This is a genomic window from Streptomyces sp. Qhu_M48 (assembly GCF_051305195.1).
Taxonomy (GTDB): domain Bacteria; phylum Actinomycetota; class Actinomycetes; order Streptomycetales; family Streptomycetaceae; genus Streptomyces.
The window spans coordinates 8,019,759-8,041,521 of sequence record NZ_CP195432.1 but is presented as its reverse complement, the minus strand read 5'-3'; the positions used below and the strand labels follow the sequence as shown (position 1 = coordinate 8,041,521).

24 protein-coding genes and 1 riboswitch are annotated in these 21,763 nt (G+C 73.1%); of the genes, 15 read left to right on the top strand and 9 right to left on the bottom strand.

Translation table 11 applies throughout. From position 1 onward, the window contains the following. Window positions 1–18: 18 nt before the first annotated feature. The 7 genes from ACRRSS_RS36320 to ACRRSS_RS36290 all read left to right on the top strand — a co-directional run bounded on the left by ACRRSS_RS36320 (window position 19) and on the right by ACRRSS_RS36290 (window position 3,915). Window positions 19–573, top strand: a complete 555-nt coding sequence (locus tag ACRRSS_RS36320) for a DUF5994 family protein (RefSeq protein ID WP_435975191.1) — start codon at window positions 19–21, stop codon at window positions 571–573. A 119-nt stretch (window positions 574–692) separates the two neighbouring features. Then, window positions 693–1,103 (top strand): VOC family protein, encoded by a 411-nt coding sequence (locus ACRRSS_RS36315; protein ID WP_435975190.1) that lies wholly within the window; start codon window positions 693–695, stop codon window positions 1,101–1,103. 31 nt (window positions 1,104–1,134) lie between these two features. Beyond that, window positions 1,135–1,581: a helix-turn-helix transcriptional regulator gene (locus ACRRSS_RS36310; protein WP_435975189.1), complete on the top strand. Its 447-nt coding sequence runs from the start codon at window positions 1,135–1,137 to the stop codon at window positions 1,579–1,581. A gap of 5 nt (window positions 1,582–1,586) precedes the next feature. Then, window positions 1,587–2,216 carry a glyoxalase gene (locus ACRRSS_RS36305; protein WP_435975188.1) on the top strand — a complete coding sequence of 210 codons (630 nt, stop codon included), beginning with the start codon at window positions 1,587–1,589 and terminating at the stop codon, window positions 2,214–2,216. Window positions 2,217–2,341: 125 nt separating this feature from the next. After that, window positions 2,342–2,818 carry an iron chaperone gene (locus ACRRSS_RS36300; protein WP_435975187.1) on the top strand — a complete coding sequence of 159 codons (477 nt, stop codon included), beginning with the start codon at window positions 2,342–2,344 and terminating at the stop codon, window positions 2,816–2,818. 442 nt (window positions 2,819–3,260) lie between these two features. Then, window positions 3,261–3,464, top strand: coding sequence for a cold-shock protein (locus ACRRSS_RS36295; RefSeq protein ID WP_030210008.1), 204 nt, complete (start codon window positions 3,261–3,263; stop codon window positions 3,462–3,464). A 187-nt stretch (window positions 3,465–3,651) separates the two neighbouring features. Continuing rightward, complete coding sequence (locus ACRRSS_RS36290) at window positions 3,652–3,915, top strand: SCO5918 family protein (protein ID WP_351895073.1); 264 nt, start codon at window positions 3,652–3,654, stop codon at window positions 3,913–3,915. A gap of 98 nt (window positions 3,916–4,013) precedes the next feature. On the opposite strand, the gene ACRRSS_RS36285 is transcribed toward ACRRSS_RS36290, so the two are convergent. Together ACRRSS_RS36285 and ACRRSS_RS36280 are read right to left on the bottom strand one after the other, a co-directional pair. Continuing rightward, window positions 4,014–4,373 (bottom strand): hypothetical protein, encoded by a 360-nt coding sequence (locus ACRRSS_RS36285; RefSeq protein WP_435975186.1) that lies wholly within the window; start codon window positions 4,371–4,373, stop codon window positions 4,014–4,016. 126 nt (window positions 4,374–4,499) lie between these two features. Further along, entirely contained in the window at window positions 4,500–5,102 is a 603-nt protein-coding gene (locus ACRRSS_RS36280) for an MBL fold metallo-hydrolase (RefSeq protein ID WP_435975185.1), read from the bottom strand. A 115-nt stretch (window positions 5,103–5,217) separates the two neighbouring features. On the opposite strand from ACRRSS_RS36280, the gene ACRRSS_RS36275 reads away from it, so the two are divergent. Beyond that, entirely contained in the window at window positions 5,218–6,186 is a 969-nt protein-coding gene (locus tag ACRRSS_RS36275; RefSeq protein WP_435975184.1) for a GlxA family transcriptional regulator, read from the top strand. 29 nt (window positions 6,187–6,215) lie between these two features. Here the strand turns inward: ACRRSS_RS36275 and ACRRSS_RS36270 are convergent, their stop codons facing one another. After that, window positions 6,216–6,338: a hypothetical protein gene (locus ACRRSS_RS36270; RefSeq protein WP_435975183.1), complete on the bottom strand. Its 123-nt coding sequence runs from the start codon at window positions 6,336–6,338 to the stop codon at window positions 6,216–6,218. Between the two features lie 121 nt (window positions 6,339–6,459). On the opposite strand from ACRRSS_RS36270, the gene ACRRSS_RS36265 reads away from it, so the two are divergent. The 3 genes from ACRRSS_RS36265 to ACRRSS_RS36255 are packed head-to-tail and all read left to right on the top strand — an operon-like array spanning window position 6,460 to window position 9,673. Beyond that, window positions 6,460–7,941 carry an APC family permease gene (locus ACRRSS_RS36265; RefSeq protein WP_435975182.1) on the top strand — a complete coding sequence of 494 codons (1,482 nt, stop codon included), beginning with the start codon at window positions 6,460–6,462 and terminating at the stop codon, window positions 7,939–7,941. After that, on the top strand, window positions 7,938–8,375 hold the full coding sequence (locus tag ACRRSS_RS36260; protein ID WP_435975181.1) for a hypothetical protein: 438 nt from the start codon (window positions 7,938–7,940) through the stop codon (window positions 8,373–8,375). The genes ACRRSS_RS36265 and ACRRSS_RS36260 overlap by 4 nt, the downstream gene beginning before the upstream one ends. Then, window positions 8,372–9,673 carry a threonine/serine ThrE exporter family protein gene (locus ACRRSS_RS36255; RefSeq protein ID WP_435975180.1) on the top strand — a complete coding sequence of 434 codons (1,302 nt, stop codon included), beginning with the start codon at window positions 8,372–8,374 and terminating at the stop codon, window positions 9,671–9,673. The genes ACRRSS_RS36260 and ACRRSS_RS36255 overlap by 4 nt, the downstream gene beginning before the upstream one ends. Here ACRRSS_RS36255 and ACRRSS_RS36250 read toward each other — a convergent pair. Further along, window positions 9,670–11,169 (bottom strand): hypothetical protein, encoded by a 1,500-nt coding sequence (locus tag ACRRSS_RS36250; RefSeq protein WP_435975179.1) that lies wholly within the window; start codon window positions 11,167–11,169, stop codon window positions 9,670–9,672. The two genes, ACRRSS_RS36255 and ACRRSS_RS36250, sit on opposite strands and share 4 nt — an antisense overlap. Window positions 11,170–11,273: 104 nt before the next feature. Here ACRRSS_RS36250 and ACRRSS_RS36245 point away from each other — a divergent pair, with 104 nt between their 5' ends. Then, complete coding sequence (locus ACRRSS_RS36245) at window positions 11,274–12,233, top strand: D-2-hydroxyacid dehydrogenase family protein (RefSeq protein ID WP_435975178.1); 960 nt, start codon at window positions 11,274–11,276, stop codon at window positions 12,231–12,233. 135 nt (window positions 12,234–12,368) lie between these two features. Here ACRRSS_RS36245 and ACRRSS_RS36240 read toward each other — a convergent pair whose 3' ends face one another. Both ACRRSS_RS36240 and ACRRSS_RS36235 read right to left on the bottom strand, forming a co-directional pair. Then, window positions 12,369–12,725: a GntR family transcriptional regulator gene (locus ACRRSS_RS36240; RefSeq protein WP_435975177.1), complete on the bottom strand. Its 357-nt coding sequence runs from the start codon at window positions 12,723–12,725 to the stop codon at window positions 12,369–12,371. A gap of 2 nt (window positions 12,726–12,727) precedes the next feature. Beyond that, complete coding sequence (locus ACRRSS_RS36235) at window positions 12,728–13,702, bottom strand: hypothetical protein (RefSeq protein ID WP_435975176.1); 975 nt, start codon at window positions 13,700–13,702, stop codon at window positions 12,728–12,730. Window positions 13,703–13,985: 283 nt separating this feature from the next. Between ACRRSS_RS36235 and ACRRSS_RS36230 the strand changes: the two genes are divergently transcribed. After that, window positions 13,986–14,138 carry a hypothetical protein gene (locus tag ACRRSS_RS36230; RefSeq protein WP_435975175.1) on the top strand — a complete coding sequence of 51 codons (153 nt, stop codon included), beginning with the start codon at window positions 13,986–13,988 and terminating at the stop codon, window positions 14,136–14,138. Window positions 14,139–14,284: 146 nt separating this feature from the next. On the opposite strand, the gene ACRRSS_RS36225 is transcribed toward ACRRSS_RS36230, so the two are convergent. Together ACRRSS_RS36225 and ACRRSS_RS36220 are read right to left on the bottom strand one after the other, a co-directional pair. Further along, complete coding sequence (locus tag ACRRSS_RS36225) at window positions 14,285–15,160, bottom strand: alpha/beta fold hydrolase (RefSeq protein WP_435975174.1); 876 nt, start codon at window positions 15,158–15,160, stop codon at window positions 14,285–14,287. Between the two features lie 121 nt (window positions 15,161–15,281). Further along, window positions 15,282–15,725 carry a MarR family winged helix-turn-helix transcriptional regulator gene (locus ACRRSS_RS36220; RefSeq protein WP_435975173.1) on the bottom strand — a complete coding sequence of 148 codons (444 nt, stop codon included), beginning with the start codon at window positions 15,723–15,725 and terminating at the stop codon, window positions 15,282–15,284. Between the two features lie 92 nt (window positions 15,726–15,817). Here ACRRSS_RS36220 and ACRRSS_RS36215 point away from each other — a divergent pair, with 92 nt between their 5' ends. Both ACRRSS_RS36215 and abc-f read left to right on the top strand, forming a co-directional pair. After that, the gene (locus tag ACRRSS_RS36215) at window positions 15,818–16,165 is read left to right on the top strand and encodes a DoxX family protein (RefSeq protein WP_435975172.1); all 348 of its coding nucleotides are present in this window, start codon (window positions 15,818–15,820) and stop codon (window positions 16,163–16,165) included. Between the two features lie 162 nt (window positions 16,166–16,327). Then, the gene (gene abc-f / locus ACRRSS_RS36210) at window positions 16,328–17,929 is read left to right on the top strand and encodes a ribosomal protection-like ABC-F family protein (RefSeq protein WP_435975171.1); all 1,602 of its coding nucleotides are present in this window, start codon (window positions 16,328–16,330) and stop codon (window positions 17,927–17,929) included. A gap of 8 nt (window positions 17,930–17,937) precedes the next feature. Here the strand turns inward: abc-f and cobN are convergent, their stop codons facing one another. Next, window positions 17,938–21,549 carry a cobaltochelatase subunit CobN gene (gene cobN, locus ACRRSS_RS36205; protein ID WP_435975170.1) on the bottom strand — a complete coding sequence of 1,204 codons (3,612 nt, stop codon included), beginning with the start codon at window positions 21,547–21,549 and terminating at the stop codon, window positions 17,938–17,940. A gap of 39 nt (window positions 21,550–21,588) precedes the next feature. After that, window positions 21,589–21,740, bottom strand: a riboswitch (cobalamin riboswitch). Between the last annotated feature and the right edge of the window lie 23 nt (window positions 21,741–21,763).

The window sequence follows — 21,763 nt, the reverse complement described above, 5'->3', positions numbered from 1 at the left end:
GGGGACAGGTCCGCGATCATGACCTCCGCCCTCGCTCCTCCGCTCTCGGCGCGTCTGTCGCTGACACCGAGGACCACGCTCTCCGGCCTGCTGGACGGCGCGTGGTGGCCCCGTTCACGCGAACTCGAAGCCGAACTTCCCGCTCTGTGCGAGGCGTTGGAAGGGCGCTACGGGCGCATCACGCGCGTCACCGTGAATCCCACGCGCTGGCCCGTCGTCCCGCACAAGGTGCCCGTCACCGGGCACACCCTGCACGTCGGCTGGTTCACGGAACAGGATCCCGACAAGATGATCCTGCTCTCCTACGCGGTCGGCCGCTGCGACCTGCTCGTGATACCGCCCGAGACCCAACCCGCCTCCGCGGCACGGCTGATGGCCGCCGCCACCCTCCCCGGCGGTGTTCTGGCCGCCGGTGCCCTGCTGTCCGACGAGGCCGTGGCCGGCCGCCGCACGCGGGACGCCCGCGGCGGTGAGGACGCCTGGGAGACCGATGGCGGGTCCGCCCGGCCGCCCCTCCGGCACCCGGTCGTCGGCGCGCGGATGATCCCGATGCCCGGGAGGCGGCGGAGGTGAGTCCACCCCGCCGTCCCTCCGCTCCGCCGCCCCTCCGACCGGAGGGGCGGCGGAGCGTTCCCGTCTGATTCGTCAGGAATCGAGAAGCGGCGGTGCTCCGGCCCAACTAGCTTGTGGGCATGGACATCACCATTCACACCACCGTCCTCCCGCACGACGACCCCGACGCCTCCCTCGCCTTCTACCGCGACACCCTCGGCTTCGAGGTCCGCAGCGACGTCGGGCAGGGCAGGACCCGGTGGATCACCGTCGGACCCGTCGGGCAGCCCGGTACGTCGATCCTGCTCGCGCCGCCCGGGGCCGACCCGGGGATCACCGAGGCCGAGCGGCGCACCATCGCCGAGATGATGGCCAAGGGCACGTACGGCTGGATCCTGCTCGCCACCCCCGACCTCGACGGCACCTTCGAGAAGGTGCAGGCCGGGGACGCCGAGGTCGTCCAGGAGCCGACGCGGCAGCCGTACGGCGTGCGCGACTGCGCCTTCCGCGACCCCGCGGGGAACCTCGTCCGCTTCCAGGAGCTCCGCTGAAGGGATCGCCCCCATGTGTCATCCTGCGTGGATGAGCGCACTGACCGAGGCGCACCGCCTGAGTGATCTCGCGCGGTTGCGCCGCGTCCGCGACCGGATCGACCGGGAGTACGCACAGCCGCTGGACGTCGAGGCGCTCGCCCGCGGCGTGAACATGTCGGCCGGGCACCTCAGTCGCCAGTTCCGGCAGGCCTACGGCGAGTCGCCGTACTCCTACCTCATGACGCGGCGCATCGAGCGGGCCATGGCCCTGCTCCAGCGGGGCGACCTCAGCGTCACGGACGTCTGCTTCACCGTCGGCTGCTCCTCGCTCGGCACCTTCAGCACCCGTTTCGCCGAGCTCGTCGGCGTGCCTCCCAGCGTCTACCGGCGCCAGGTCGCGGACGGCGAGGCCGGCCTGCCGTCGTGCGTGGCGAAGCAGGTCACCCGACCGGTCAGGAATCGAGAAGCACCGGTACCCGCCCCGCGCCTAGCGTGAATCCCATGAACGCCATCGCAGCAGTCACCCTGGAGGTGGCCGACCTTCCGGCCGCCGACCGCTTCTACTCCGCCTCCGGCCTCGGCGCCCATGTCCGCCTCCGCGCGACGGACGCCCCGGCCACCGGCTTCCGCGGGTTCTCGCTCTCGCTCACGGTGTCCCAGCCGGCCGACGTGCGGCACCTGCTCGACGCCGCCCTCGACGCCGGCGCCACCTCACTCAAGCCGGCGTCGAAGTCCTTCTGGGGCTACGGCGGCGTCGTGCGGGCCCCGGACGGCACCATCTGGAAGGTCGCCACCTCCCAGAAGAAGGACACCGGCCCGGTCACCGGCCGCGTCGACGCGTTCGTCCTCCTCCTCGGGGCGTCGGACGTCGCCGAGACCAGGAAGTTCTACGTCGAGCGGGGCCTCACCGTCGCGAAGAGCTTCGGCCGCAAGTACGTCGAGTTCGCCGCGGCCCCGGAGAGCCCCGTCAGGCTCGCCCTGTACGGGCGCCGCGCCCTCGCCAAGGACGTGGGCGTCCCCGTCGACGGCGAGGGGTCCCACCGGCTCGTGCTCGGCGGCGAGGGCGGCGGTTCCTTCACCGACCCGGACGGGTTCGCCTGGGAAGCCGCTTCCGTCGCCGTCACCCCCTGATCCGGCCGCTCCTCCTGCCGGACCCAGCCCTGATCCGGCCGCCCTTCCCGGATCCAGCCCCAGCCCCGCCCCAGCCCCGCTCCATCCCCAGCCCCGCCTCCAGCCCGTCCGAGAGGAACTCCGCCATGTCGAGCACCCGGTCGTCCGCCAAGAGCAGCGCCACCAGCGGCGAGAAGTACGACGGTTTCACCGAGGAGGAGCGGGACGCGATGAAGGAGCGCGCCCAGGAGCTCAAGAAGACCACGCGTCGCGGGTCGCGGTCGGCCAAGGCCGACGGGGAGACCGAGGTGCGCGCGAAGATCGCCGAGATGCCGGACGCCGACCGCGTCCTCGCCGAGCGGATCCACGAGCTCGTGAAGGAGCACGCCCCGGGCCTGGCCCCCAAGACCTGGTACGGGATGCCCGCGTACGCCAAGGAGGGCAAGGTCGTCTGCTTCTTCCAGAGCGCGCAGAAGTTCAAGACGCGGTACGCCACCCTCGGCTTCAGCGACCTGGCGCGACTCGACGAGGGCTCCATGTGGGCGACCAGCTACGGCCTGACGGAGCTCACCTCCGACGACGAGGCCCGGATCGCCGCGCTCATCGTGAAGGCGGCCGGCTGACGGTCGGTACGGAGTGACCCAAGGGGCGGCGTGGGCAGGGGTGTTGGGCGTGGCGGTCCGGACGGGCCCGGCGCGTCGCCCCGGCCCGCCGCGCCCCTGTCCGCAGGGACGTCGCCGCCGGGGCCCCGCGAAGCTTCGCCCCGCGCAGGCGAATATCCGAGATCGCCGAGGGAGAATTCGAAGCGACGCGAGGTGAAAATTTGTCATGTAAACACATGGGATGGCTGCGCGCGAAATCTTTCACCCGGCGCTCCTCCCCCCATCGTGCTAGTGTCGATATCAGTTGCAGTTGTGGGTCCCGAACGTACGAGTGCCCTACCGGTTTATCCGGCTGTGGGCACCCTTTTTCATTTCCGGGCTTTTTCCGGGCGGGGCGATCATCGCAGCGAGACGGAGCACGCAAGGTGTGGGCTCCGGGCATTGCCCCGAAGGAGAATTTGGCATGGCGACTGGCACCGTGAAGTGGTTCAACTCGGAAAAGGGCTTCGGCTTCATCGAGCAGGACGGTGGCGGCCCCGACGTCTTCGCCCACTACTCGAACATCGCCGCCCAGGGCTTCCGTGAGCTGCAGGAAGGCCAGAAGGTGAGCTTCGACATCGCGCAGGGCCAGAAGGGCCCGACCGCCGAGAACATCGTCCCCGCCTGAAACCAGGCGCTGACGCTTAGCACGAGCTGACGAGCTGAGGCCCGCACCTTTGGGGTGGGGGCCTCAGTTTTTTGTACCTCTTGGTACCGAGCACCTCTTAGCACCAAGCACCTCTCATCGGCTGCGGAAAATCTGCCCGGCCTCCTTCTGGACCCTCTCCCCTGGACCACTCTCCGCAGGAGTCACCATGCGCTGTGTCATCGCCCGCTTCCCGTTCGAGCTGACCAAGGCCGGTGTCCTCGAATCGATGAAGGGCGTCAAGCCCGAGCCGGCCGTCGGTGACGTCGTCACCATCGGCCGTCGTCAGTACCCGGTGAAGCAGGTGGGCGAGGTCGTCACCCGCCAGGACCGCCGTGACTTCAGCGCCGGTGAGGTCGTCCGCGCCATGACCCGCCTCGGCTTCACCTGCACCACCGTCTCCGCCGACGAGCCCTCCGGGACGACCTTCTGACGGACCCGGGGCGGGCCCGGCCCGCCCCGAACGTGGCTCACCGCCCCGCACGTGGCTCACCGCCCCGCGCGGGCGGACGCGCCGCGACGCGCCCGGGCTCAGTGGTCGGAGTAGCTGAAGTCGCCCACCGTCCAAGCGCTCACGTCCTCGAGGGCGACCCGGTACATCCCGCCGGTCTCCGGGATGCCCACCGTGCCCTGGAGGATCCGGGCGAGATGGAAGTGCAGGTGGGTGGGTGGCCCCTCCTTCCGTGCGGAGGGGCTGAAGACGCCGGAGAACTCGCCCAGCCGGGGGGAGTCCGTCAGGACCTCCGACACGCGCTGTCTCCACAGGGCTTCCGGGGCCAGTCGGCCGGTGAGGACCACACCCGCCGCGACCACCGTGAGGGACATCTGATTGCTCTGCCCGGACTCCACCGTGGCGGCAATGTCAACGAGCAGCTCGTCAGGCTTCGACATGGAAGTCGATTCTAGGCGGCACCCCTCCCCGGGCGCCCCCTCCGGTGGCCGCCGTCCCCTGGTACCTCCCGCGGGCCGCCGCCCGTGGCCGCCGCCGGGCCCGGGCCGCGCCCGGCCCCGTACCCGCTACAGCGGTGCCGTGTCGTCCGCCGGGAACGCCGGGCCGTGGCCCGGGACGATCACGTCGGCCGTGGCGAGGACCCGCAGGCGCGAGTCCTTCAGGACGGTGTGGTCCGGGGCCACCGGGTCCTCCACCGGGCCGTTCGGCCGCCACCAGAGGTCACCCACGAAGGCGACGACGCCCGCGTCGGTTCCGGCCAGGAGGGTGATGTCCTCGGGGCTGTGGCCGGGGGTACGGATCAGCCGCAGCGACGGGGCCAGCTCGTGGCCCTCCGCGTCGCGGTCGGTCCACTGGTCGTTCTCGTAGATCGCCTTGTGGTCGTGGACGCGGGCCCGGCCGAAGAGGCCGACGTTCATGGTGTTGTCGGGGTGGTGGTGGCTGAGCACAACGTCGGTGATGTCGTCGGGACCGAGGCCGAGTCCGGCGAGCGGGCCGAGGATCCGGTCGCGGCTCGCCACCATGCCGGGGTCGACGATCACGTGCCGGTCGCCGTCCCGCACGTAGGAGACGGTGGCGGCGACCCCGGGGCCCGTGGAGAGCGTGTAGCCGGTGGTCAGGATCGTGTAGGTGGCGGTGCGGGCGCTCGGTGCGTCGTCGTGGTGTGTCATGCCCTCAAGTCTTCTGTGGGGCGGGCGTCTTCACGAGTGGCCGTGCTGCCACTGATCGCGGGAATCGTGCCAGGGCTTCGTCCGCGCCCCCGGCCCGCGTGCCAGACTCGCCCCCATGCCGCCCTTCGTCACCGTCGCCGCCTACGCCCCGCACGGGGTCGGCATGCTCGGCGCCGGCATCGTCTCCGAGGTGTTCGACGCGCGCGGCGGAGGTCTGCCGCTCTTCGACTTCGCGCTCTGCACCGACCGGCCGGGAAACGTCCGCACCGACGTCGGGCTGCCCCTCGTGGTCGAGCACGGTCTGGACCGGCTGGCCACGGCGGATCTGGTGATCGCCCTGCCCTGGGCGGAGTTCCGCACGCCGCCGGCGCCCGCCGTGCTCTCCGCGCTCACCTCCGCTCACGCGCGCGGGGCGCTGGTCGCGGCCCACTGCGTCGGCGCCTTCGCGCTCGCCGCGGCCGGGCTGCTCGACGGGCGGCGCGCCACCACCCACTGGCGGTTCGCCGGTCTCCTCGCCGAACGCCACCCGGACGTCACCGTCGAACCCGACGCCCTCTACGTCGACCAGGGCCCGATCGTCACGGGCGCCGGCGCCGCCGCGGGCTTCGACCTGTGCCTGCATCTCCTGCGCCGGGAGTACGGGGCCACCACCGCCAACGCCATCGCCCGGGACCTGGTGCTCCCCTCCCACCGCGACGGCGGCCAAGCCCAGTACCTCGTGACCCCCGTACCGGAGGACAGTCGGGACGAGCGGCTGACCGACGCCCTGGACTGGGCCCGGGCCAACCTCCACGAGCCGCTGCCCGTAGCGGAGTTGGCCCGCCGGGCGCTGATGAGCCGCCGTTCCTTCGCCCGCCGTTTCGCGGCCTCCACCGGCACCACCCCGCACGCCTGGCTGCTCTCCCTGCGTCTCGGCCGGGCCGAGGAGCTCCTGGAGACCACGGACCTCCCGGTCGAGGAGATCGCCCGCGCGGTCGGCTTCGGGAGCGCGGCGGTGCTCCGCGCCCAGTTCGTACGCCGCCGGGGTGTCCCGCCCCGGTCGTACCGCCGTTCCTTCACCCGTACGCCCACCGTCGCACCCTGAACCCGTCCGGGGATCCGGGGCGTCCGGGGTCAGACGAGGGCCGCGGCCGTCAGGGCCAGGGCCGATCCGGCGAAGACCACGGTGTGGGTGGCCATGGCGTGCTCCTTGGCGGTCGGGGCGGTTCCGTCGGCCGCCACCCGCACGTGGTTCAAGTGGCGACCGGCCGGCCTCCCTCGGTCCGCGCGCCCCGGTCCCCCGTACGGGCCCCGCCCGCTTGCGGGGGGCCCGGTCCCGGTCGAGCTTGGGGTGATCGTGCGACCACCGGGAGGGCCCATGAGCAGCATCGACACACCGGCCGACGTGCCGAAACCGCGGGCCGGTGTGGCGCGGCCCGCCGCGCCCGCCATGACCTGGCTGACGCTCGCCCTGATGACGACCGCGTCGGTCGCGAGCCTGCGGGCCGCGCCCACGATGGCCGTCTACGGGCTCGCCTGCGTCTTCCTCTACATCGTCCCGGCGATCCTGTTCCTGCTGCCGACCGCCCTCGTCTCGGCCGAACTCGCCTCGGGCTGGAGCGGTGGCGTGTACCGGTGGGTGAGCGAAGGCCTGTCGAAGCCGCTCGGCTTCCTCGCCGTGTGGTGCCAGTTCGCGATGACGATCTTCTACTACCCGAGCCTGCTCGCGTTCGTCGCCTCGACCATCGCGTACATCATCGACCCGGCCCTCGCCAGCAACGGGCCGTACACCGCCATCGTCATCATGGTCCTGTACTGGACCGGTGTCTGGATCTCCTCGCGCGGCACCACGGCCCTCGCCGGACTGGCGAGTTGGGGCCTGATCATCGGCACCCTGATCCCCGGCACCGTGCTCGTCGTGCTGGGCATGGTCTTCCTCGGCGAGGGCAATCCGTCGGCCGCGCCGATGGACGCGGCGAACCTCTTCCCGCAGTGGACCGGCCTCGCCAGCCTCGTCCTGATCGTCAATAACTTCCTGTCGTACTCCGGCATGGAGATGAACGCGGTGCACGTCTCCTCGCTCAAGAACCCGGCGAAGGAGTACCCCAAGTCGATGTTCCTCGCGATGGGTCTGGTGCTGATGATCTTCATCCTGCCCGCGCTCGCGATCAGCTGGGTCGTCCCGTCCGACCAGCTCAGCCTCACCGCCGGCGTGATGCAGGCCTTCGACGCCTTCTTCGCGTACTTCCACATCGGCTGGCTCACCCCGATCGCGGCCGTCGCCCTGGTCGCCGCATCCCTCGGCGGCATGCTCACCTGGCTCGCCGGGCCGTCCAAGGGCCTGCTGCTGATCTCCCGCGAGGAGGGCTACCTGCCGCCCTTCCTGCAGAAGCTCAACAAGCACGGCATCCAGCAGAACATCCTGGTCACCCAGGGTGTCGTCACCACCGTCATCGCCCTGATGTACGCCCTGATCCCGAACGTCTCCAGCGCCTACTGGATCTTCTCGGTCATCACCACGCAGGTGTACCTCATCGTCTACCTGCTGATGTTCCTCGCCGCGATGCGGCTGCGGAAGACCCAGCCCGACCACCCGCGCGGCTACCGCGCCCCCGCGCTCGGCGTCCTGTGCGTCGTCGGCCTGCTCTCCTCGCTCGCCGCGCTCGCCATCGGCTTCGTACCGTCCTCGCAGTTCGGCGGCGGCAGCGTCTGGGTGTACGTCGGCATCGTCGGCGGCGGACTGCTGCTGCTCGGCGTGCTCATCCCCTGGCTCTTCCTCAAGCTCCGCAAGCCGAGCTGGAAGACGGCAGCCCCCGCCGGTCCCGCCACCGCGTCGACCACGGAAGGGGGCGCGTCATGAGCCCCACCCGCTTCGCCTCCGAGCACAAGGTCGTCTACTGGGGATCGATCCTGATCCTCATCGCCCTCGCCGTCACCGGGCTGATCCGCTACGAGAGCGTGACGAGGAACAACGAGACGCTCTCCAAGGCCACGCAGCTCCAGGAGGAGCTGGTCCGGGCCGGCTACCCCTCCCCCGACACCGACACCGTCGAACGGCTGCTCGGCACGGACGGCGGACAGGTCTGCGAGGAGCCGGGCAACGCCCTGAAGACGGCGCTGTGGAAGATCCAGCAGTCCAACGGCGCCGCCGGCCCCGGCCAGCGGCCCGTCATCTCCGACACCAGGGCCGTCGAGGCCGAGCGGATCGTGCTCCAGGTCTACTGCCCGGAGGAGCTCCCCGAGTTCGAGGACGAGCTGGAGGAGCTCAAGACCGACGGCACCGTGCGCCGTTGAGGGAGGGGCCCGACGGGACGGACCCCGGCACCACCGGGCCCTCCGGCGACGGACCCGACGCCCTGCACGGCTTCCTCCGTGACCTCACCCGGTTCATGCTGCGGTACAGCGGCGAGGGCGCCGAAGGCATCGACCGGATCGTCCGCGGGCTCGCCCGGGCCTACGGAGGGCGCGCCGAGACCGTCCTCGTCGCGGACGGGGCCGTGCTCTCGGTGACCGCCGGGGGCCGCACCCTCACCTCGACCGTCTCGGCCTTCCCCGACCTCCCCCGGCTCGACCGGGCCGTCGCCCTCAAGACGTTCGTCGAACGCCTGCGGGACGAACGGCCCGACCTGTCCGAGGCCGCGGCCGGGCTGCGGCGGATCGAGGCGCTGCCCGCCACGGTGCCGCGCGCGGCCCGGCTGATCGGCATCGTGCTGTTCTCCCTCGGCTTCGCGCCCGCCGTCCAGCCGACCTGGTACGAGATCGGCTCCACCGCCCTGCTCGCCACCCTGGTCGCGACGCTGACCGTCCTGTCGGAGCGGCGCCCGCGCCTCGCCCGCGTCCTGCCCCTGCTGGCCGCCACCCTGGTCTCCCTGGTGACCCTGGGCCTGCTCCAGCCGGGCCACGTCCACGGCGGCCCGGTGCTCATCATGCTTCCGGCGCTGTTCTTCCTCGTGCCCGGCGACCTGCTCAGCGCGGCCACCGCCGAGCTCGTCGGCGGCTTCCTCTCGACCGGCGCCGTCCGCCTCGTCTACGCCCTGGTCCTGCTCCTCCAGCTGTACGTGGGCGTGCTGATCGGTGTCGCCGTCACGTCCACCCCGACCAGCGCGCTCTTCGACGGCGCGCAGGACACGGAGTTGTCCCGGTGGGTGCTCGTCGGGAGCTGGGCGGTGTTCACGGTGGGCCTGATCCTGGCGTTCGGGGTGCCGTGGCGGATCGCGGGCTGGGTGACGGCGCTCGTGTACCTGGCGCTCGGCGTCCAGGCGGCGGGCACGGCGCTGATCGGCGAGGTCGCCGGCACCTTCGTCGCGGCGATGGCGCTCGCCGTCGCGGCGGACCTGTTCTCCCGGCCGGCCGGACGTCCGCCCCGTCTCGTCCTCTTCCTCGGGGGCTTCTTCACCCTGACCGCCGGGTCCCTGGGCCTGCGGGCGCTCACCTCCCTCGCCGGCGGGCACGTCCTGCACGGCTTCCACGACCTCATGGACTTCGTCACGGTGGTCACGACGATCGCGGTCGGGCTCCTCGCGGGTGCGGCGCTCGTACCGGCCCGGGTGGAACGGGAGTTCCCGTCCGACCGCCTAGGGACTGGGGACTAGGGGGAACTCGGCGGGCCCACCGGACCCACGGGGCCCTGCCGCCCCTGCGGGGTGGTCGTCGGGTCGTCCTCCGCCAGGAACGCCGCCACCGCCAGGGCGAAGAGGAGGCCGAGGGCGAGGCCCAGAACGACCCAGCCCGTGGGATGCGGCCAGAAGACGCACGCCGCGGCCGCCGCCGCCACCAGGATCCAGGTGATCCAGGTGCGGTAGCGGCTCACGAAGGGGCCCACCGGGCCGGTGCGCAGCCCCGCGCGGTCGGCGGTGGAGCGGGCGGCGCCGATGCCGGAGTCCCAGATGCCCCGCGCCAGGACGGCGGGACGGCTGGGGCCGGAGAGCCAGGCGGCGAGGGCGACGAGGACGCCCAGGGTCGCGAACACCCGCACCGAGGTACGGAGGTAGCGGACCAGGGTGTCGTAGACGGTGCCCGCCGCGGCCGGGGACACCCCGTCCGGGAGGGCGTTGAGATAGACCGTACGGAAGACGGTGAGCGCGACGCCGAGGACGATGGCCGCCACCGCGACGCCGAGCGCGGCGGCGACCAGGGTCCGGCGTCGGCGCACCGCGAGCAGGACACCACCGGCGACGAGGAGCACGGCGATCACCGGCAGCCACACGCCCATCGTCTGGAGCAGGGCGAAGCCCGTCTTCGCCTTCCCGATGTCTTCGGCCTCCAGGATCGTGAAGTCGGTGTGGATCTCGGGGATGTTGCTCGCCACGGTGAGCCCCGAGTCGACGAGCCGCTCCTTCACCCGCTCGATCACGGGTGCCAGGTCGAGGGTGACGGTATTGGTGCCGATCTTCACGGCCCCGTCGTCGTCGCCGGTCAGAGCCCGGTCGAGCGAGGTGTGGATCGCCCGGTTGGCGTCGGTCCAGATCGTCTCGAACGCCGAGGAGGCGACCACGTCCTGCGTCCGGTCGCGGACGAAGCTGGCGACGGCGCTCTCCAGGGAGCCGCCCAGCTTGCCGAGCGCCTTCTCCACCAGGGGCCGCTGGTCGGGCGCGACCCCCTCCAGGAGGGCGGGCAGGTCGAGGTGGTCCATGACGGCGGTCGTCACCCGGTCGGCGACGGCGGCCTGGACGTCCGGGTCGGAGGCGAGCGGGGCGACCGTCTTCACGTACCGGTCGGTGTCGCCGACGATGTCGGCCGTCCAGGAGGCGACGAGTCCGAGGGGGAGCAGGACGCAGCCGAGGACGATGAGCACGGCGGAGCAGAAGGAGCGGAGCCGGTGCCGGGGTGGCCGGGCGGTGGCCCGGTCCGTCTCCAGGGCGGCCACCCGGGCCCGGAGCACCGCGAGCTCGTCGGAGCCGCCGGGAGCACCGCCCGGAGCACCGATGGGAGCGTCTCCGGCGGCAGGGCGGGGAGCCTCTCCGGGGCCGGGGCCGGGGCCGATACCGGGGCCGGGCCCGGGGCCGGGGCCTCGGGGGGTGCCACCGGCACCGCGGGCGCCCTCGGAGCCCCCGGGCTCGGAAGCATCCACGTCCTTGGCGTCGTCCACGGCACCCACTCCTCCCACAAAGGGACATGTCGGGGCAATTCTGGGCCGGGTCGGCGCTTCTGTCGCCCTGGGCAGGGCATCGGGGCGTACGCGATCATGCCGTCATGAAGCTGCGCTGCGCCGTACTCGACGACTACCAGGGCGTCGCCCTCTCCTCCGCCGACTGGAGCCCGCTCGCCGACCGCGTCGACGTGCGCGTCCTGCGCGAGCACCTCACCGACCGGGACGCGCTCGTCGCCGCCGTCGAGGAGTGCGAGATCCTCGTCGTCATGCGGGAACGGACCCCCGTCGACGCCGGGCTCCTCGCCCGGCTCCCCCGGCTCCGGCTCCTGATCACCTCCGGGATGCGCAACGCCTCCGTCGACGTCGCCGCCGCACGCGCGCGCGGTGTCACCGTCTGCGGCACCGGCAGCGCCTCCGAGCCGCCCACCGAACTCACCTGGGCGCTTCTCCTCGGCCTCGCCCGGCACGTACCGGCCGAGGCCCGCGCCCTGCGCGAGGGCGGGCCCTGGCAGTCCACCGTCGGCGCCGACCTGGCCGGCCGGACGCTGGGGCTCGTCGGCCTCGGCAAGATCGGGGCCCGGGTGGCCCGGATCGGCCTCGCCTTCGGGATGGACGTGCGGGCGTGGAGCCCGAACCTGACGGAGGAGAGGGCGTCCGAGCACGGCGTACGGCTCGCGAAGGGCAAGAGGGAGCTATGCGCGGAGAGCGACTTCGTCTCGCTCCACATGGTGCTCTCGGACCGCACGCGGGGGCTGGTGGGGGAGCCCGAGCTGCGGGCGATGCGCCCGGACGCGTACCTCGTCAACACCTCCCGGGCGGGTCTCGTGGACGGCGGGGCGCTGCTGCGGGCGCTGCGCGAGGGGTGGATCGCGGGGGCGGGTCTGGACGTCTTCGAGACCGAGCCGCTGCCGCTGGACGACCCCCTGCGGTCCCTGCCGAACGTGCTCGCGCTGCCCCACCTCGGGTATGTGACGGCGTCGAACTACGGGCGGTACTTCGGGGAGGCGGTGGAGGACATCGAGGCCTTCCTGAAGGGCGCGCCGGTACGCGAGCTGGCCTGACCCCCGAGGGGGACCGGCCGTCCGACGGGGACGGCCGTCCGAGAGGGGCGCCGTCCGAGGGGGTGGCGCCCGAGGGGGCCGCCGTCCGAGGGGGTCGCCGTCCGATGGGGCGGTGTCCCACGGGCGCGGTGGGCGCTACCCCAGGCTCGTGCGGGCCAGTTCCACGAACTCCTGGTCCGTGAGGCCCAGTTCGCGGGCGTCCGACGCCGCCTCCCGGAGACGGGAGACGAGGCGGGCGCGGTCGGGGGCGGTGGCGCCGGGGACGATGAGCGCGCCGCGGCCCCGGCGGAGTTCGATCAGACCCTCCTCGCGGAGCCGCTGGTAGCCGCGGAGGACGGTGTGGACGTTGACGCCGAGGGATTCGGCGAGTTCGCGGGCGGCCGGAAGGCGTTCGCCGGGCGCGGCGGAGCCGTCGGCGAGGGCGCCCCGGACACAGGCGGCGATCTGGTCGCCGAGGGGCACGGCGGAGGCCGGGTCGACACGGAAGAGCACGGTCAGACCTTCCCATGCCGTTCGGCGAGCGTGTTGAGAAGGGCGGCGGCGGTGCGCGCGTCGGGGACGGTGACCGCGAACTCGCGCCCGTTGTCCCGTCGTACGACGAGGGTCTCGCCGGTGTGGACGACCACGCCCGTCCGGTGGGCCCGGACCCGGTAGCCCCAGCCGCCGAAGTCGTCGAGGACGGCGGCGGTGTCGAGTTCGCGGACGTCCGCGCCCGCGATCTCGTCGAGCGGGACCCGGACGCGGGGCCGGGGGACCAACGCGGGCCGTACGGTGACGCCGCGCCGGTCGACGGTGACCCGGACCCGGGCGAGCGCGAGCCCCGGCACCCCGACGACGAGCCCGAGCAGGGCGATCAGGGCGTGGGGCCAGGGGGCGAGGAGCAGGCCCGCGGGGACGGCGGCGAGGGCGAGGACCGCGAGGACGGTGAGCGGCCGGGAACCGGTGGCGCGGGACCAGCCGGCGACCTCGCTCGCGCCGAGCGCGAGCCGGGGGATCTCGGTCGCACCGGCGGTGTCGGCCGGGGTGCCGGTCGCGTCCTCGGCCGGTACGAGCCGGGTCAGCGCCCATCCCGCGAGGGCGAGCACGGCGGCCGCGGCGGCGCCCACGGCGAGGTTGGTGAGCGGGGAGACGACCTGGGCCGGGTCGGTGGCGTCGAGGTTGTCCCGGACGAGCAGGGCGAGCAGCGCTCCGGTGAAGCCGGCCGTCGCCCACGCGCCCCAGAGGGCCGTGCGGCGGACGAGGACCGTCCAGCCGGCGCCGAGTCCGAGGAGCAGGCCGACGCCGACGAGGGTGAAGGCGGTGCGTCCGGTGAAGCCGTCGGCGCGGCCGCCGTCGTCCGGGCCGAAGTGGGTGGCGAGGGTGTCGGGGATCCGGTCGTGCCAGAGGGCGAGCAGCAGCAGGTGGCTGGCGAGCACGAGGACGAAGGGGAGCGCGGCGAGGGCGCGGAGACGGGGTGTGGCCCGGTTCATGAAGACCTCCATTGTTCGCATCAGGATAGAACAAGTTGTTTGTACTTCGCTAGAACAACTCGACTTCTCTCCGGAATGCGGACCGCGCTCGACGCCTGTCGACTGGGCCACATGCGTATGAATGGGGAGAGATTCATGCACTGTCGGCCCGCCGCCACCTTCGCCACCGCCCGCACCGGCGACGGCGTGGGGGTCGCGGGCGGCGCGCCCGGCGCCAGGATCATGCCGGTCCGGGTGCTCGGCGCGGACGGCAGCGGCAGCGACGCGAACAAGGGGCGCCGTCGTGGCCGCGCTCCTGCACCGCCAGGGCCTCGACCCGGCCGCCATCACACGGACGATCCGCGACTCGGCCGCCAACCCGCGGAACCTCGCCGAGCTCGGCCTCGGAAACGTCGACGCGGCGGCGGCCGTGACGGCCGCCGCCGCGTCGCACTGACCGGCCAGGACGGCGGTCGTCAGGCCCCGAGCTCCGAGCTCCGGGCTCCGGGAGGCCTGGTCGGCGGTCCGGTCGGTCGGTCGGTCGGTTGGTTGGTCGGTCGGTCGGTCGGTCGGTCGGTCGGTTGGTCAGTCTGTCGGCGAGCGTCAGTCGCGCTGGTCGTCCAGCGTGGCGCGCAGGGCCTCGGCGAACTCCGCCGGGGCGCCCTGCTGGCCGAACTCGCCGCCCAGGAAGCCGCCGTGGTGGCTCGGGAAGACGGCGAGCGGGGTGCCGAGCTGCTCGGCGACGGCGGCCGCCGCCCGGGCGGCGAACGTGCCCTCGGACTCCTTCCCCGCGGCGGCGACGATCCGGGTCGGCGCGGCCCGCAGGGCGGTGAAGTCGGGGCGGTAGGAGGTGCATCCGCGCATGTTCTGCCCGAGCAGCGGGTCGTCGCGCGAGCCGTCGTCCTCGGTCGGCAGACCGAACGCAGCCGGGGAAGGGGCGGGCTCCTCGGCCCAGTTCGCCGGGAAGGGGCCCGTCCGGCTCGTCACCGCGATGAACTTGGCCATCCCGGCCCCCCAGCCGTCCCGCAGATAGGTCTCACGGACGTCCGCGCACACCCCGAGGGCCGCCTCCCGGTCGGGGACGACCTGGGCCGTCGGCGGCTCGTGCGCGACGAGGGTGTGCACCAGGTCGCCGCGCCGGGCCACCAGGGCCAGGGCGTTGACGGCGCCGCCGCTGCTCGCGAAGACGTCCACGGGGCCGGAGCCGAGCGCCTCGATCAGCCGGACCAGGTCGTCGGCGTGCTCGTCGGGGAAGGACTCGGCGGCGCCGTCGGTGCGCTCACTGCGACCCACCCCCCGCGGGTCGTACGTCACGACGGTCCGGTCGGCGAAGTGGGAGGCGAGGGTGGTGAAGCCGCTGGCGTCCATGGGGGAGCCGATCAGCAGCAGGGGACGGTCATCGGTCCCGGTGCCCGCGCGCACGTCGTAGCGCAGGCGCGCGCCGGCGGTGTCCAGGGTCCGGGTGTCGGTCTCGGCCATGGTGATCTCCTCGGTGGTGGGCCTGTCAGGGGTTAGACCCCCGGCCCCACCGGAACTCATCGGTCCCGCGCCCACCGGGCGGAGATTCCCACTCGGCCCCGCGCCCACCCGGCGGAGACTCCTACTCGGCTCCGCAGTCGTGGTCGGCGGGGTCCACCACGACCCGGTCGAGCAGACCGCGCAGCACCGTCTGTTCGGCCTCGGTCAGGTCGCCGAAGAGTTCGCGCTCCGCCGCGCTCACCGCCGCGTCGACGCGGCGCAGGGCCGCCGCTCCGGCCTCCGTGATCTCCACGATGTGGCGGCGCCGGTCGGCCGGGTCGCGTCGCCGCTCGGCGAGCCCTTCCGACTCCAACTCGTTCAGTACCGCGACGAGTTGGCTGGGATCGATCTCCATCGTGGCGGCCAGGTCTCGCTGACTCATGGACCGGGGGGCGAGCTGCATCAGCGTCATCGCGTTCCTCGGATGCAGTCCGGCGACGCCCAGGGCGGCGCGGATGCGCGCACCGGTGAGTTCCCCGCGGAAGGAGAGGAGGAAGCCGAGGCGGTCGGTCGGGAGAGCTGCCATGTCATCCACCGTAGCAGCGGCCCTATTGTGGAGCGAGGAAAACCGTTGATACAGTTCAACGATTGAGACTCTCGGACCATTGGAGTGGATCCATGTTCATCGGCTATGCCGTCGTCGCCGCGCTGCTCGCTTTCGCGCTCTCGGCCTCCGCCTTCCTGACCTTCAGCCGCAACCCGCAGGTCGTCGGCAGCATGACCAAGCTGGACGTGCCGGAGTCCTGGCTGCCGAGACTGGCGGCACTGAAGGCCGCGGGCGCGGTCGGCCTGCTCGCGGGACTCGCCGTACCGGCCCTCGGCGGGGCGGCGGCGATCGGCGTGATCCTCTACTTCATCGGCGCCGCCATCACCCATCTCCGGGCGAAGGACTACGAGATGGCCCCGGTCGTGGTCCTCACCCTGCTCGCGATAGCCGCCCTCGTCCTGCGCACGGCCTCCGCCTGAACGGGACCCCGTTCGAGACCTCCGTTCGAGACCTCCGCTCGGGAGTCCCACGCACATAGCGAGACGAAACGTCTTGCGGCGGAGCCGACCGTGCCGTACCTTCGACCAAACGAGACGAGACGTCTCGTCGCGATCCTGGAGTCGACGTAACGGAGGCCGCCTTTGTTCCGTGTCCAACTCACCGATGTCAGCAAGCGCTACGACGATCGCCACGTCCACCACAGAACCGTCCTCGACCGGGTCTCCCTCACCGTCCGCCCCGGCGAACGCCTCGGCGTCGTCGGCGACAACGGCTCCGGCAAGTCCACCCTCCTGCGACTCCTCGCCGGCCTGGAGGCCCCCGACAACGGCACGGTGACCGTCGACTCCCCCGGCGGCCTCGGCCACCTCGCGCAGACCCTCGACCTCCCGCCGGCCTCCACCGTCGGCGACGCGATCGACCACGCGCTCGCGGAGATACGGGAGCTGGAGCGGGCCATCCGCGCGGCCGAGGCGGCCCTCGCCGAGACCGGTGACCTCGCCGGGTACGCGGAGCTGCTCGCCGCCAACGAGGCCCGGGGCGGCGGCGGGGCCGACCGGCGCGTCGAGACCACGCTCCGTCGGCTCGGCGAACCCGGCCCGCTCGACCGCGACCGCGCCCTCGGCACCCTCTCCGGCGGACAGCGCTCCCGGCTCGCGCTCGCCGCCGTGCTCGCGGCCGAACCCGAACTGCTGCTGCTCGACGAACCGACCAACGACCTCGACGACCAGGCCGTGGCCTGGCTGGAGGAGCGGCTGCGCGCCCACCGGGGCACGGTCGTCACCGTCTCCCACGACCGGACCTTCCTCGACCTGGTCACCACCGCCGTCCTGGAGGTCGACGAGGACCGCCACACCGTCCGCCGCTACGGCGACGGCTACGCGGGCTACCTCACCGGGCGCGCCGCCGAACGGGCCCGCCGGCAGCGGGAACACGAGAAGTGGAGGGCCGAACTCGCCCGGTACCGGGCCCTGGCGGACACGAACATCGACCGTTTCTCGGCCATCCCGCGCAAGGCCCCGGCCTCGTTCAGCGGGGCGGGCGCCTTCCGGGCCCGGTCACGGGCGCACGGGGCGATGAGCCGGATCAGGGCCGCCCGCGAGCGGCTCGCCCGGCTCACCACGGACCCGGTGCCCGCGCCCCCGGAGCCGCTCCGCTTCAGCGCCGCACTCAGGGGCGAGGGCGCACGCGTCGACCTGGCCGACCTGCGGGTGGACGGCCGGCTGCGCCTCGACGCCCTCCACCTGGACCCGGGCGAACGGCTCCTGGTCACCGGGCCGAACGGGGCCGGGAAGACCACGCTCCTGAAGGTCCTCGCGGGCGAACTCGCCCCGGACGAGGGCTCCGTGGGTGTCCCGGCCCGGGTCGGACTGCTCCGTCAGGAAACGGCCCCGCCCACCGACCCCCGTACGGTCGGCGAGGCCTTCGGAGCGGAGCGCACGGACGAACTGCTCGCCCTGGGTCTCTTCTCCGCCGGGGACCTGACGACCCCGGTCCGGTACCTGTCGACAGGACAGCGCCGGAGACTGGAACTGGCGCGGCTCGTCACCGAGCCCGCCGATCTCCTCCTCCTCGACGAGCCGACCAACCATCTGGCCCCGGCGCTCGTGGAGGAGATCGAGGCCGCGCTCGCGCTGTACCCGGGCACGCTGGTCGTGGTCACCCACGACCGGCGCCTCCGGGAGGGCTTCCGGGGCCGCCGCCTGGAACTGGCACCGGCCCCCGCCGCCCTCGTGAGGAACTAGGGGGTGTCTCAGTCCTCCCCCTCCAGGTCGCCCTCGGTCTCCAGGAACACCTGGCGCAGGGCGGCCAGCGTCTCCGGGTCCGGCTTCTCCCACATCCCGCGCGACTCGGCTTCGAGGAGACGCTCCGCGATGCCGTGCAGGGCCCAGGGGTTGGCCTCCTTCAGGAAGGCCTGGTTATCCGGGTCGAGGACGTACTCCTGCGTCAGCTTGTCGTACATCCAGTCGGCGACGACGCCCGTCGTGGCGTCGTAGCCGAAGAGGTAGTCGACGGTCGCCGCCAGTTCGAAGGCGCCCTTGTAGCCGTGGCGGCGCATCGCCTCGATCCAGCGCGGGTTGACCACGCGGGCGCGGAAGACCCGGGAGGTCTCCTCGACGAGGGTGCGGGTGCGGACGGTCTCGGGGCGGGTGGAGTCGCCGATGTACGCCTCGGGGGCGGTGCCCTTGAGCGCGCGGACGGTCGCCACCATGCCGCCGTGGTACTGGAAGTAGTCGTCGGAGTCGGCGATGTCGTGCTCGCGGGTGTCCGTGTTCTTCGCGGCGACGGCGATCCGCTTGTACGCGGTCTCCATCTCGGCGCGCGCCGGGCGTCCTTCGAGCCCGCGCCCGTACGCGTAACCGCCCCACACCGTGTACACCTCGGCGAGGTCGGCGTCCGTGCGCCAGTCGCGCGAGTCGATCAGCTGGAGGATGCCCGCGCCGTACGTGCCGGGCCGGGAGCCGAAGATCCGGGTGGTGGCGCGCCGCTCGTCGCCGTGTTCGGCGAAGTCGGCCTGCGCGTGCGCCCGTACGTAGTTGTCCGAGGCGGGCTCGTCCAGGCCGGCGACCAGCCGTACGGCGTCGTCGAGGAGCCCGATGACGTGCGGGAACGCGTCCCGGAAGAAGCCCGAGATGCGCAGCGTGACGTCGACGCGCGGGCGGCCGAGCTCGGCGAGCGGGATCGGCTCCAGGCCGTTCACGCGGCGCGAGGCCTCGTCCCACAGGGGGCGGACGCCGAGCAGGGCGAGGGCCTCGGCGACGTCGTCACCGGCGGTGCGCATGGCGCTGGTGCCCCACAGGGAGAGGCCCACGGACGTCGGCCACTCGCCGTTGTCGGTGCGGTAGCGCTCCAGGAGGGAGTCGGCGAGCGCCTGTCCGGTCTCCCAGGCGAGCCGGGAGGGCACGGCCTTCGGGTCGACGGAGTAGAAGTTCCGGCCGGTCGGCAGGACGTTGACGAGGCCGCGCAGCGGCGAACCGGACGGGCCGGCCGGGACGAAGCCGCCGTTCAGGGCGTGCACGGCGTGCGTCAGCTCGTCGGTGGTGGCGGCCAGCCGCGGCACGACCTGCTCGCAGGCGAACCGCAGGACGGCGTGTACGTCGGGGCCGTACGCGGCGGCCACGGTCGCGACGGCGTCCACGGACCACTCCGCCGCCTCCATCGCCTCGACCAGCTCGCGGGCCTTCGCCTCCGCCTCGTCGGCGGTGGTGCGGGTGGCGGCCGACTCGTCGAGACCGAGGGCCTCGCGCAGACCGGGGAGCGCCTGCGTGCCGCCCCAGATCTGGCGGGCGCGCAGGATGGAGAGGACCAGGTTGACCCGGGCCTCGCCCTCCGGGGCGCCGCCGAGGACGTGCAGACCGTCACGGATCTGGGCGTCCTTGACCTCGCACAGCCAGCCGTCGACGTGCAGCAGGAAGTCGTCGAAGCCGTCGTCCTCCGGGCGCTGCTGGAGACCGAGGTCGTGGTCGAGCTTGGCGGCCTGGATCAGCGTCCAGATCTGGGCGCGGATCGCGGGCAGCTTCGCCGGGTCCATGGAGGAGATCTGCGCGTACTCGTCGAGGAGCTGCTCCAGGCGCGCGATGTCGCCGTAGGAGTCGGCGCGGGCCATGGGCGGCACGAGGTGGTCGACGAGGGTCGCGTGGACGCGCCGCTTGGCCTGCGTGCCCTCGCCCGGGTCGTTGACGAGGAACGGGTAGATCAGCGGGATGTCGCCGAGGGCCGCGTCGGGGCCGCAGGAGGCGGACAGGCCGGCGTTCTTGCCGGGCAGCCACTCCAGGTTGCCGTGCTTGCCCAGGTGGACCATGGCGTCGGCGCCGAAGCCGCCGTCCTCGGCGCGGGCGGCGATCCAGCGGTAGGCGGCGAGGTAGTGGTGGGACGGCGGGAGATCGGGGTCGTGGTAGATCGCGATCGGGTTCTCGCCGAAGCCGCGCGGCGGCTGGATGAGGATCAGGAGGTTCCCGCGGCGGAGGGCCGCGAGGACGATGTCGCCTTCTGGGTCGCCCTCGGCGGTACGGGAGCGGTCGAGGAACATCTCGCCGGGCGCCGGGCCCCAGTGCTCCTCGACGTGGGTGCGGAGCTCCTCGGGCAGGGTCGCGTACCAGCGCTTGTAGTCGGCCGCCGGGACGCGGACCGGGTTGCGGGCGAGCTGCTCCTCGGTGAGCCAGTCCTGGTCGTGCCCGCCGGCCTCGATGAGGGCGTAGATCAGCTCGTCGCCGTCGCCGGAGACCAGTCCGGGCAGCTCCTCGACGGGCCCGAAGTCGTACCCCTCCGCGCGGAGGCGGCGGAGGAGGGAGACGGCGGAGGCGGGGGTGTCGAGGCCGACGGCGTTGCCGATGCGGGAGTGCTTCGTGGGGTACGCGGAGAGGACGAGCGCCAGCTTCTTCTCGGCGTTCGGGATGTGTCGGAGGCGGGCGTGCCGTACGGCGATCCCGGCGACCCGGGCCGCGCGCTCGGCGTCGGCGACGTACGCGGGCAGGCCGTCCTCGTCGATCTCCTTGAAGGAGAAGGGGACGGTGATCAGGCGGCCGTCGAACTCCGGCACGGCGACCTGGCTGGCGGCGTCCAGCGGGGAGAGGCCCTCGTCGTTCTCCTCCCAGGCGGCGCGCGAGCCGGTCAGGCAGAGCGCCTGGAGGATGGGCACGTCGAGCGCGGCGAGCGCGCCCGCGTCCCAGGCCTCCTCGTCGCCGCCGGCCTGCGCCTCGGCGGGCTTGGTGCCGCCCGCGGCGAGGACGGTGGTGACGATCGCGTCGGCGGTGCGCAGGCGGTCGAGCAGCTCCGGCTCGGGGGCGCGCAGGGACGCCACGTACAGCGGGAGCGGCTGCGCCCCGGCGTCCTCGATCGCCGCGCAGAGGGCGTCGACGAAGCCGGTGTTCCCGCTCATGTGGTGGGCGCGGTAGTAGAGCACGGCGACGGTCGGGCCGGTCGTCGTGCGGGCGGCGCGCTCCAGGGGGCCCCAGGTGGGGGCGGCGGCCGGGGGCTCGAAGCCGTGGCCGGTGAGGAGGGCGGTGTCGGAGAGGAAGCGGGCCAGCTGCTCCAGGTTCCCGGGGCCGCCGTGCGCGAGGTAGGCGTGTGCCTCGGTGGCGACGCCGATGGGGACGGTGGACGCCTCCATCAGCTGCGCGTCGGGGGCCTGTTCGCCGCTGAGGACGACCACGGGCTTTCCGGCGGCGCGGACCGCTTCGAGGCCGTCCTCCCAGGAGCGGAGGCCGCCGAGGAGACGGACGACGACGAGTTCGGCGTCGTCGAGGAGGCCGGGCAGTTCGGCGAGGGGGAGACGGGCGGGGTTGGCGAAGCGGTACTCCACCGGGCCGCCGGCCGCGCGGGCGCTGAGCAGGTCGGTGTCGGAGTGCGACAGCAGCAGAAGCATGGCGAGCGCAGGCCTTCCTCGGGGTTGTCCGCGCCCCGGGTGGTCGTATGGATGGCGGGAGTTCCTGACTCACCGGTCCGGGATCGCGCGAACGCGCGGCCCGGGCCGGCTCACAGTGGCGGGACCGCGCCGGATTCTCACCGGGCTTCCTCCCCGGGGTCCTGGGACCCCATGCCGTCTGCATAGTAGATCGTGAGGTCGGCGGGCCGGGGCG